General features: G+C 73.1%; 8 protein-coding genes and 1 pseudogene. 2 read left to right on the top strand and 7 right to left on the bottom strand.

The window, feature by feature from the left end:
* The 7 genes and pseudogenes from N864_RS16220 to N864_RS16190 form a co-directional block, all read right to left on the bottom strand.
* Positions 1 to 260, bottom strand: a pseudogene (locus N864_RS16220) (hypothetical protein); the annotation flags it as partial.
* The gene (gene priA / locus N864_RS16215; protein ID WP_034719141.1) at positions 257 to 1,000 is read right to left on the bottom strand and encodes a bifunctional 1-(5-phosphoribosyl)-5-((5-phosphoribosylamino)methylideneamino)imidazole-4-carboxamide isomerase/phosphoribosylanthranilate isomerase PriA; all 744 of its coding nucleotides are present in this window, start codon (positions 998 to 1,000) and stop codon (positions 257 to 259) included. The gene priA and the pseudogene N864_RS16220, both read right to left, overlap by 4 nt.
* Before the next feature lie 110 nt (positions 1,001 to 1,110).
* Positions 1,111 to 1,749, bottom strand: a complete 639-nt coding sequence (gene hisH / locus N864_RS16210) for an imidazole glycerol phosphate synthase subunit HisH (protein ID WP_034719138.1) — start codon at positions 1,747 to 1,749, stop codon at positions 1,111 to 1,113.
* Between the two features lies 1 nt (position 1,750).
* Positions 1,751 to 2,350 (bottom strand): imidazoleglycerol-phosphate dehydratase HisB, encoded by a 600-nt coding sequence (gene hisB / locus N864_RS16205; protein WP_034719134.1) that lies wholly within the window; start codon positions 2,348 to 2,350, stop codon positions 1,751 to 1,753.
* Positions 2,347 to 3,498 carry a histidinol-phosphate transaminase gene (locus tag N864_RS16200; RefSeq protein WP_051518696.1) on the bottom strand — a complete coding sequence of 384 codons (1,152 nt, stop codon included), beginning with the start codon at positions 3,496 to 3,498 and terminating at the stop codon, positions 2,347 to 2,349. The genes hisB and N864_RS16200 overlap by 4 nt, the downstream gene beginning before the upstream one ends.
* Complete coding sequence (gene hisD / locus N864_RS16195) at positions 3,495 to 4,850, bottom strand: histidinol dehydrogenase (protein ID WP_034719130.1); 1,356 nt, start codon at positions 4,848 to 4,850, stop codon at positions 3,495 to 3,497. The genes N864_RS16200 and hisD overlap by 4 nt, the downstream gene beginning before the upstream one ends.
* A gap of 44 nt (positions 4,851 to 4,894) precedes the next feature.
* Complete coding sequence (locus N864_RS16190) at positions 4,895 to 7,015, bottom strand: S9 family peptidase (RefSeq protein WP_034719126.1); 2,121 nt, start codon at positions 7,013 to 7,015, stop codon at positions 4,895 to 4,897.
* A 37-nt stretch (positions 7,016 to 7,052) separates the two neighbouring features.
* Here N864_RS16190 and N864_RS16185 point away from each other — a divergent pair, with 37 nt between their 5' ends.
* Both N864_RS16185 and N864_RS16180 read left to right on the top strand, forming a co-directional pair.
* On the top strand, positions 7,053 to 7,850 hold the full coding sequence (locus tag N864_RS16185; RefSeq protein ID WP_034719124.1) for a purine-nucleoside phosphorylase: 798 nt from the start codon (positions 7,053 to 7,055) through the stop codon (positions 7,848 to 7,850).
* 172 nt (positions 7,851 to 8,022) lie between these two features.
* On the top strand, positions 8,023 to 8,568 hold a 546-nt coding region (locus N864_RS16180), incomplete at its 3' end, for an arginine deiminase family protein (RefSeq protein ID WP_240474364.1).

The raw sequence follows: 8,568 nt of genomic DNA, 5'->3' as shown, positions 1-8,568 counted from the left end.
TCCGTCTCGGGGGACGGGCCCGGGGCCGGCCCGGGGTCCGAACTCCGATCCGAGCCGGACTTCGCGCCCGCGTTCGAGCCGGTCTGAAGACCGCGGAGCGCCTGGAGCAGGCCCGGTGCCGCCTCGCCCGTGTCGCCCGAGAAGCCGTGCGAGGGAATCGTCTTGCCGGCCCACGCCTGGCCCGCCGAGTCGGCCGGGCGGCCGGTCGCGTCGACGTGGGCGTGCTGCCCGTCCGTCGGCCCGTGCTGCCGGTCGGTCATGACCCCGGCCGCCCTGCGACCTCGAGCGCCTCGGGCAGGGTGAAGGCGCCCCGGTAGAGGGCCGACCCGACGATGGCTCCCTCGACGCCCTCGCCCACGAGGGCGCGCAGCGCACGGATGTCGTCGAGGGTGGAGACACCGCCCGAGGCGACGACCGGGCGGTCGGTGCGGGCGCACACGTCTCTCAGCAGGGCCACGTTCGGGCCCTGGAGCATGCCGTCCTTGTTGACGTCGGTGACGACGTAGCGGGCACAGCCGGCGGCGTCGAGCCGCTCGAGGGTCTCCCACAGGTCGCCGCCGTCGCGGGTCCAGCCGCGCGCGGCCAGCGTCGTGCCCCGGACGTCGAGCCCGATGGCGACGCGGTCCGCGTGCTCGGCGACGATGGTGGCGGTCCACTCCGGGTCTTCCAGAGCCGCAGTGCCGATGTTGACCCGCCGGCAGCCGGTCGCGAGCGCGGCCTCGAGCGATGCCGCGTCGCGGATCCCCCCGGAGAGCTCGACCTGGATGTCGAGCCGCCGGACGATCGAGTCGATGACCTCGCGGTTGCTCCCCCGTCCGAAGGCCGCGTCGAGGTCGACGAGGTGCAGCCACTCGGCGCCCTGGTCCTGCCAGGCCCTGGCCGCCTCCCACGGGTCGCCGAACTCGCCGCCGCTGCCCGCGACGCCCTGGACGAGCTGGACGGCGCGGCCTTCCGAGACGTCGACGGCGGGCAGCAGCTCGAGACGGGGCTGGTCAGACATGCTGGGTCTCCTTGTCGTTCAACGCTTTTGAGGTATGCCGCTGAGCCGGCTCAGCAGCACAGGTGGCCCGTGGTCAGCCGCTGGGCGTCATCGTCGTCCCGCTCGGCTCGTCACAGGCTCTCCACCCAGTTCTCGAGGAGCTGCAGCCCCGCGTCGCCGGACTTCTCCGGGTGGAACTGCGTCGCGCACAGCGGCCCGTTCTCGACGGCGGCGACGAACCGGGCACCGTGCTCGGCCCACGTCACCGTGGGCGCGACGACGGCGAACGCTCCGGTCGCCTCGAGCGTCCAGGACTGGACGGCATACGAGTGCACGAAGTAGAAGCGCTCCTGCTCGACGCCGCGGAACAGCCGGGAGCCGGCGCCGACCTCGACCTCCGACCACCCCATGTGCGGCACGATGTCCGCGGGCAGCCGCTCGACGGTGCCGGGCCACTCCGCGAGCCCCTCCCGGGGGGCGGCCGAGGGCTCGGCCGAGCCGTCGAACATCACCTGCATGCCGACGCAGATGCCGAGGACCGGGCGGCTGCCGGCGACCCGGCGGCCGATGATCCGGGGCCCGTGTGCGGCGGCCAGCCCGGCCATGCAGGCGTGGAAGTTGCCGACGCCGGGGACGAACAGCCCCTCGCACTCCAGGGCGGCGTGCGGGTCGGCGGTCAGCTCGACCGAGGCGCCGACCCGCTCGAGGGCGCGCACGGCGGAGCGGACGTTGCCGCTGCCGTAGTCGAGGATGACGACTCGCCGCGTCATGTCAGAGCGCGCCCTTGGCGCTCGGGATCCCGTGCACCCGCGGGTCGACCGCGACGGCGGCCCGCAGCGCGCGCGCCACCGCCTTGAACTGCGCCTCGACGATGTGGTGCGGGTCGCGTCCCGCGAGGACCCGCACGTGCAGACACAGGCCGGCGTTGTAGGCGAAGGACTCGAACACGTGCCGGGTCATCGAGCCGGTGAAGTGGCCGCCGATGAGGGTGTACTGCTGGCCCTCCGGCTCGCCCTCGTGGACGACGTAGGGGCGGCCAGCCACGTCGACGACGGCGTGGCAGAGCGCCTCGTCGAGCGGCACGGTCGCGTCGCCGAAGCGGGAGATGCCGGACTTGTCACCGAGCGCCTGGCGCAGGGCCTGCCCGAGCACGATCGCGGTGTCCTCGACCGTGTGGTGCACGTCCACCTCGATGTCGCCGCTGGCCTTGACGGACAGGTCGATGAGTGCGTGCTTGGCGAGCGAGGCGAGCATGTGGTCGTAGAACGGGACCCCGGTGGACACGTCGGACTGCCCCGTGCCGTCGAGATCGAGGGTCAGCTCGATCGAGGACTCGCTCGTCGTGCGGCTGATCGTGGCCGTGCGGCTCATGCCGGCTCCTGTTCCAGTCGGTGCTCCGGGGCGAGGCGGCCCATTGCCTCGAGGAAGGCGGACGTCTCGGCCGGTGTACCGGCGGTGACGCGGAGGTGGTGCGGGATGCCGACGTCGCGGACGAGGACGCCGGCCTCGAGGAGCGCCTGCCACGTCGCGTGGGCGTCGGCGAGGCCGCCGAAGAGGACGAAGTTGGAGTCGCTCGCCACGGGCGCCAGCCCCATCCCGGCGAGCCCGTCGACGATGCGGTCCCGCTCGGCCTTGATCGCCTCGACGGTCGCGAGGAGCAGATCGGCGTGCTGGAGCGCGACCCGGGCGATCGTCTGCGTCGGGGTCGACAGGTGGTAGGGCAGGCGGACGAGCCGCAGTGCGTCGACGAGCGCGGGGTCGGCGACGAGGTAGCCGAGGCGGCCGCCGGCGAACGCGAACGCCTTGCTCATCGTGCGTGTGACGACGAGGCGGGGGTTGCCCTCGAGCAGCGTCAGCGCGCTGCGCGTGCCGGGCCGGGCAAACTCCGCGTAGGCCTCGTCGACGACGACGACGGCGTTGGGGGCCGCGTCGAGGACCGCACCGATGACCTCGAAGGGCAGCGCCGTGCCGGTCGGGTTGTTCGGCGAGCAGAGGAACACGATCGACGGGTCGTGCGCCCGCGCCTGCTCGGCGGCCGCCTCGGCGGTCAGCTCGAAGGTGCCGGACTCGCGCATCCCGTCCGCCCAGGTCGTGCCGAGCGTTGCCGTGATGATCGGGTGCATCGAGTAGCTCGGGGTGAACCCGAGCGCCGTGCGGCCGTGCCCGCCGAACGCCTGGACGAGGTGGGAGAGCACCTCGTTGGACCCGTTCCCGGCCCAGACCTGTTCGGGCCTGACCCGCACGCCGGACTGCTGCCCGAGATAGCTCGTCAGGACGGCGCGCAGGTCGGTGAACTCGCGGTCGGGGTAGCGGTTGAGGCTCCTGATGTCGTCCTCGAGCGCCGCCATGACGGCCCGGACGATGACCTCCGGGACGGGGTAGGAGTTCTCGTTGGTGTTGAGCCGCACGGGGACGTCGAGCTGCGGGGCGCCGTAGGGCGAGCGGCCGCGCAGGTCAGGTCGCAGCAGCCGTCCGATCTCGTGTGCCGCCGTCCTCGCCTCCGGGGAGTCCGCGCTCATCGCGGCACCGCGCTCGAGAAGCGGGCGGTCACGGCCTCGCCGTGCGCCGGCAGGTCCTCGGCCTGCGCCAGGGCGACGACGTGCGGCGCGACGCCGCGTAGGGCCGCCTCGTCGTAGTCGACGACGTGGATACCACGCAGGAACGACTGGACCGACAGCCCGCTCGAGTGGCTGGCCGAGCCGGCCGTCGGCAGGACGTGGTTGGACCCGGCGGCGTAGTCGCCGAGGCTGACCGGCGCGTAGTCGCCGACGAAGATCGCCCCGGCGTTGCGGACGCGGGAGGCCACCCCAGCGGCATCGCGCGTCTGGACCTCGAGGTGCTCCGCGGCATACGCGTCGACGACGGCGAGGCCCGCCTCGAGGTCGTCGACGAGGACGATGCGGGACTGCCGGCCCTGCAGGGCGGTGGCGACCCGCTCGGTGTGCTTCGTCGCTGCCACCCGTCGGCTGAGGGCCTGCTGCGTGGCCTCCGCGAGGGCCTCGCTGTCGGTGACGAGGACCGAGGCGGCGAGGGGGTCGTGCTCGGCTTGGCTGATCAGGTCGGCGGCGACGAGGTCGGGGTCGGCGCTCTCGTCGGCGAGGATGGCGATCTCGGTCGGCCCGGCCTCGGCGTCGATGCCGATGAGCCCCTTGAGGAGGCGCTTCGCGGCGACGACCCAGATGTTGCCCGGACCGGTGACCATCGACACCGGCTCACACACCGTCGCCGTCTCGTCGCCGGCGGCCGCCTCGGTGAAGCCGTAGGCGAACATCGCGACGGCCTGCGCGCCCCCCACGGCGTAGACCTCGTCGACGCCGAGCAGGGCGCAGGTGGCGAGGATCGTCGGGTTGGGGTAACCGGCGAAGACCCCGGTGTTGTCGCGCTGCGGCGGGGACGTCACGGCGATCGAGCCGACCTCGGCGAGCTGCGCCGGCACGACGTTCATGACGACGCTGCTGGGATAGACGGCCAGTCCGCCCGGGACGTAGAGCCCGACCCGGTCGACCGGCACCCACCGCTCGGTGACGGTGCCGCCCGGCACGACGGTGGTCGTCGTGTCCGTGCGGCGCTGGTCGGCGTGCACGAGGCGTGCCCGGCGGATCGACTCCTCGAGGGCGGCTCGCAGGTCGGGGTCGAGCTGGTCGAGCGCGGCCTGCAGCACCGGTGCCGGGACCCGCAGGTGGGTCGGACGCACCCCGTCGAAGCGCTCCCCCAGGTCGCGCAACGCCTCGGCCCCGCGATGCTCGACGTCCGCACAGATGGGCCGCACATGCTCGAGGGCGGCCGTGACGTCGAACTCGGCACGGGGCAGGGCCTGCCGCAGGAAGCGCACGTCGAGCGCGCGCCCACGCAGGTCGAGGGTGGACATCATGGCGACAATTCTAGGAAGCCGGCGGATCGGCCCGTCGCCGCGTCTCACTCCGGCGCCGCGGGCGTCACCATGTCGAGCAGGACCGCCGTCTCCCACGCCCACTGGCGCCACTGGTCGTAGCGGCCGGACTGGCCGCCGTGCCCGGCTGCGATCTCGGTGCGGAAGAGGATCGGCCGCGCGTCGGGGCGGTCGCGGTCGGCCCAGCGGAGCGCCGCCACCCACTTGGCCGGCTCCGTCACGTAGACCCGGGTGTCGTGCAGGCTCGTCGTGACGAGGAGCGCGGGATGCGCCTTGCCGGTGACGTTCTCATAGGGCGAGTAGGACCGCATGAGGGCGTAGGCGGCCGCGTCCTCGACGGGGTTGCCCCACTCCTCCCACTCGATCACCGACAGCGGCAGGGACGGGTCGAGGATCGTCGTGAGCGCGTCGACGAACGGGACCGACGCGTGGACGAAGCGGAAGCGGTCCGGAGCGAGGTTGACCACGGCCCCCATGAGCAGGCCGCCCGCGGAGCCGCCCTCGGCCGCCAGCCGGTCGGCAGCGACGACCCCGCCCTCCACCAGCCGGTCGGCGCACGCGACGAAGTCGGTGAACGTGTTGCCCTTGTGCTCGAGCTTGCCGGCGTCGTACCAGCTGCGGCCCATCTCGGAGCCGCCGCGGACGTGCGCGATGGCGAAGACCCAGCCCCGCTGCAGCAGCGAGAGGCGGAGCACCGAGAACCACGGGTCGCTCGAGATGCCGTAGGCGCCGTAGCCGTTGAGCAGTCCCGGCGCGGTCCCGTCGAGCGGGGTGTCGCGGTGGTGGACGAGCGAGATCGGGACGCGTGCACCGTCCGGGGCGGTCGCCCACTCACGACGTTGAACGTAGTCGCCGGGATCGTGCCCGCCGAGGACCTCCTGCCGCTTGAGGATGGTGCTGGTCCGGGTCGCGACGTCGTAGTCGATGACCGTCCGCGGCGTGACGAGCGACTCCCACACGAGCTGGATGGTCGGGGTCGACGTCTCGGCGTTGGTGCCGACCCGGATGGTGTGGAGCGGCTCGCCGAGCTCGACGTCGTGCGCCTCACCCAGCCCTGCCGGCGCCGACGAGGTGGTGGACCGCTCGATGACGCGCACCGCCGTCCCGCCCTCCCGCCGCAGCGAGACGGCGATGAACTGCTCGAACCCATCGACACCGGTGACGTACTCGTCCTCGCTCGTCACGTCGAGCGGGAGCCACTCGTCGTGGCTCGTGCACGTGATCGGTGCGACCGCCAGCTCGAAGTTCGTCCGGCGGGCGTTGTGCACGACGAGCAGGTGCTCGCCCACCGGCTCGATGTCGTACTCGACGCCCTGTCGGCGCTCGGCAACGACGCGGGGCTCGCCGAGCGGCTCCGCGGCGTCGAGGATGCGGTACTCGTTCGTCGTCTTGGAGCCGATCGCGATGATGACGTGCCGGTCGTCGCGGGAGGCGCCGACGCCGACGAAGAACCGCTCGTCCGTCTCCTCGTGGACGAGCACGTCCCCGTCCTGGGCCGTGCCGACCTCGTGGCGCCACACCTGGTGGGGGCGCCACGCCTCGTCGACCCGCGTGTAGAACAGGTAGCGGGCGTCCAGCGACCACGCGAGCGACCCGCCCGTCTGCCGCACCGCCTCGTCGAGCACCTCCCCCGTCGCGATCCGCACCACGCGCACGTCGTAGCGTTCGTCTCCCGCGAGGTCAGCGGCATACGCGAGCACGTCCCCGGCCGGGGACACCTCGCTCGCCCCGACGGCGAAGAAGTCGTGCCCGGCAGCGGCGGCGTTCTGGTCGAGGAGCACCTCCTCACCGGCGGGTGCAGCATCGCCCTCCAGGGAGGGACGCTCGGGCTGGTCGGTGAGCAGGACCCGTGCGTCGACGGGGTACTGCTGGCCCTCGATCGTGCGGGAGTAGTACCACCAGCGGTCGTGCCGGACGGGCACGCTGAGGTCGGTCTCCTTGATCCGGGACCGGAACTCCTCGTAGATCGTCTCGGCGAGCGGCTGCAGGTGGGCGGTCCGCTCCTCGGCCCACCGGTTCTCCGCCTCGAGGTAGCCGAGCAGGTCGGGGTCGTCGCGGTTCGCCATCCAGGCGTAGGGGTCCTCGAACGACTCGCCGTGGCGCTCTCGGAGCGTGGGCTGGCGGCGGGCGACGGGTGGCTGCTGCATCCGCGCATCGTAGGCACGTGCCCGTTAGCCTGACGAGGTGAGCACCGACCGCGACCCGTATGCCGCTGCGCGGGCCTCCGCAGCCGTGCTGGCGGAGCGGACCGGACGAGCCCGCCACGAGGTCCTCGTCGTGCTCGGCTCCGGCTGGGGCCCGGCCGCTGAGGCGCTCGGTGAGCCGGCCGTCGAGCTCGCGATGACGGACCTGCCCGGCTTCCACGCCCCGGTGGCCGAGGGACACGCGGGGACGGTGGCCTCGGTCCTCGTCGGTGGTGTGCCGACCCTGGTCTACGCGGGTCGCACCCACCTCTACGAGGGGCACGGCCCGGTCCCGGTCGTGCACGGGATGCGGGTCGCGGCCGCCGCGGGGGTGCGCGCCGCCGTCCTGACGAACGCGAACGGTTCCCTGCGCGACGACTGGCAGGTCGGGCAGGCCGTCCTCGTCGCCGACCACCTCAACCTCACCGGGGTGTCGCCGCTCGTGGGGCCGCGCTTCGTCGACCTGACCGACGCGTGGTCGGCGCGGTTGCGGGGCCTGGCCCGTGCGTTCGCCCCGGCCCTCGACGAGGGTGTCTACGCGATGCTCCGCGGGCCGCACTACGAGACATGGGCCGAGGCCGAGTGGCTCCGGCGGGTCGGTGGCGACATGCTCGGCATGTCGACGGTGCTCGAGGCGGTGGCCGCCCGCGAGCTGGGCATCGAGCTGCTCGGGCTGTCGACCGTGACGGCGATCGAGGGCCAGCCGTCGGGTATCGACCCGGCGGAGGTGGTTGCCGTCGCCGAGCGCACCGCCAAGCGGCTCGGCCCGCTCATCGCCGGGGTCATCCAGCGCCTCTGACCCCGCGAACGGACCGCTCGTGGTCGAACTGGTCAGTACACCACCCGTTTCAACCCCGAACGGACCGTTCGAGGGTGAACTGGGTGGTGTACCGGCCGGTTCACTCATCACCGCCGGGGGCGATCGGCCCGCCGTGCGGCAGACTTTGAGCTGACTGCGAGAGAGGGAACCAATGACGACCCACCCGGCAACCCCGGCGCACCACCCCGCCAGCGGCGACCCCGCCGGCCCCCGCCCCAGCGCGAGCCTCGGCGTGCACTCGGAGGTGGGCCGGCTGCGCAAGGTCCTCGTGTGCCGCCCGGGCCTGGCCCACCGGCGGCTCACCCCCTCGAACAACGACGACCTGCTCTTCGACGACGTGATGTGGGTCGACCAGGCGGAGCGCGACCACGCCGAGTTCGTCGGGGCCCTGACCGGTCACGGCGTCGAGGTGCTCGAGCTGCACGACGTGCTCGCCCAGACGCTGGCGCAGCCGGACGCGAAGGCCTGGCTGCTCGACCGCAAGATCACCGCGAACGCCGTCGGGCTCGGGCTCGTCGACGCGACGCGGGACTTCCTCGAGTCGCTGCCCGACGACCGGCTCGCGGAGTACCTCATCGGCGGCCTCGCCGTCCACGACCTGCCTCCCGGCCACCGACCGGACCAGCTGCCCCTCGTAGCCCAGTCGGTCGGCCCGCGCGAGTACCTCATGCCGCCGCTGCCCAACACGCTCTACACG

The organism is Intrasporangium chromatireducens Q5-1 (assembly GCF_000576575.1).
Classification (GTDB): domain Bacteria; phylum Actinomycetota; class Actinomycetes; order Actinomycetales; family Dermatophilaceae; genus Intrasporangium_A; species Intrasporangium_A chromatireducens.
Note: the sequence above shows the minus strand (reverse complement) of the source record. Positions and strands in the feature narration are given on the sequence as shown.

Excerpts from the sequence above, each read along its gene's own strand:
- hisB (WP_034719134.1), bottom strand. The coding sequence starts at position 2,350 with ATGAGCCGCACGGCCACGATCAGCCGCACGACGAGCGAGTCCTCGATC.
- priA (WP_034719141.1), bottom strand. The coding sequence starts at position 1,000 with ATGTCTGACCAGCCCCGTCTCGAGCTGCTGCCCGCCGTCGACGTCTCG.
- hisD (WP_034719130.1), bottom strand. The coding sequence starts at position 4,850 with ATGATGTCCACCCTCGACCTGCGTGGGCGCGCGCTCGACGTGCGCTTC.
- N864_RS16200 (WP_051518696.1), bottom strand. The coding sequence starts at position 3,498 with ATGAGCGCGGACTCCCCGGAGGCGAGGACGGCGGCACACGAGATCGGA.
- N864_RS16190 (WP_034719126.1), bottom strand. The coding sequence starts at position 7,015 with ATGCAGCAGCCACCCGTCGCCCGCCGCCAGCCCACGCTCCGAGAGCGC.
- hisH (WP_034719138.1), bottom strand. The coding sequence starts at position 1,749 with ATGACGCGGCGAGTCGTCATCCTCGACTACGGCAGCGGCAACGTCCGC.